Genomic DNA, 1,187 nt, shown 5'->3' with positions numbered 1-1,187 from the left:
CGAACTGGATAAATGCATAGATGGCAAGGAAAACTAAATATAATTCAATATTTTAGCGTCGAGTTCACGTTAAAATACGAGCAGTAAGCTCTTCATCATAAACATATCTTCCAACACCAACCCTATATACAACACCATTTTTATATGTGAAAATAGCTTGTATTTTCCTATTATTCAGATATATATCAATATCACCATAGCTGTAGGCAACCCTCACTTCTTCTCCTTCAGAAAATTGATTAATTCTGTTACATATAAATATGAGATCATCATTATTTTTAATTTTTGAAAAGTCAATTCCGCCATTATATGCATACCATCTATTTTCAATAGCAATATTACTTTTACTACAATCAATAGGGCGATTATTACATGAATTAAAGAAAAGAGGGAAAAGAGGGAAAAAAAGAACAAAAATTAAAATTCTACTATTCATATTACAATTTATTTAGATTTATTTTATGAGCTACTTCTTCTATGTGCGCTTTTATATTGGTTAATTCACAAAATGTATATTTATATAAAATTCATATCCCTACCCAAACAAATAACTAATGTTAAAGATATAAAATCTATTAAATATGATGGTATAACTATTAAAATACGCTCTTATGGTCAAGGATTGTAAATACGTACTATATAAAGATTTTAGTAAATTATTTCCTAACTTGAACATTCATAATTACATCATTATTTTCTTTAATTAGTGTTAAATCTTCGAATAGCATATAAAAAGAAAATAGCATGATAAAAATCCCTAAGCACATACCGACTATTGATCGCCAATATACCATTATTCTAAATGCATCAGTTTTTATGATTACTAGCTTTTCTTTGTTATACGATTTATAAATAAAATACGAAAATACAAATAATGCAAAACCTGAAATAAGGATTAAAAAAAATTTAATTACCAAATGATCTTTTAAATATTCATCCATTTTAAAATTATTTTGAGTTTTCTAAATGTTAATGACTATGCATAAGACATTAAGCAAAAATAGTAAATTCTTTGTGTGCATTATAATAATAGAGATTCTGTAATTGCATTTTTTTGAAAGCTTTGTAAAACATCTATGTAAAACAAAAACTTTGCAGATTGCAAAGTTTTTGGTAGTGTCCTACTAACTGTGTAAGTAGAAAAGTTATTCTGAAAAATTTTGAGCCCTCAAAGCTCAAAAAATTTT

2 protein-coding genes are annotated in these 1,187 nt (G+C 25.8%); both read right to left on the bottom strand.

Annotated features, from left to right (window positions below; all coding sequences use genetic code 11):
- Positions 1-64: 64 nt before the first annotated feature.
- Positions 65-436, bottom strand: a complete 372-nt coding sequence (locus H6W52_RS21070; protein ID WP_116100173.1) for a hypothetical protein — start codon at positions 434-436, stop codon at positions 65-67.
- Positions 437-656: 220 nt separating this feature from the next.
- On the bottom strand, positions 657-941 hold the full coding sequence (locus H6W52_RS21065; protein WP_116100174.1) for a hypothetical protein: 285 nt from the start codon (positions 939-941) through the stop codon (positions 657-659).
- Between the last annotated feature and the right edge of the window lie 246 nt (positions 942-1,187).

The organism is Chryseobacterium sp. C2(2020) (assembly GCF_014218915.1).
Classification (GTDB): domain Bacteria; phylum Bacteroidota; class Bacteroidia; order Flavobacteriales; family Weeksellaceae; genus Chryseobacterium; species Chryseobacterium mucoviscidosis.
This window is presented reverse-complemented; position numbering and strand designations above follow the sequence as displayed.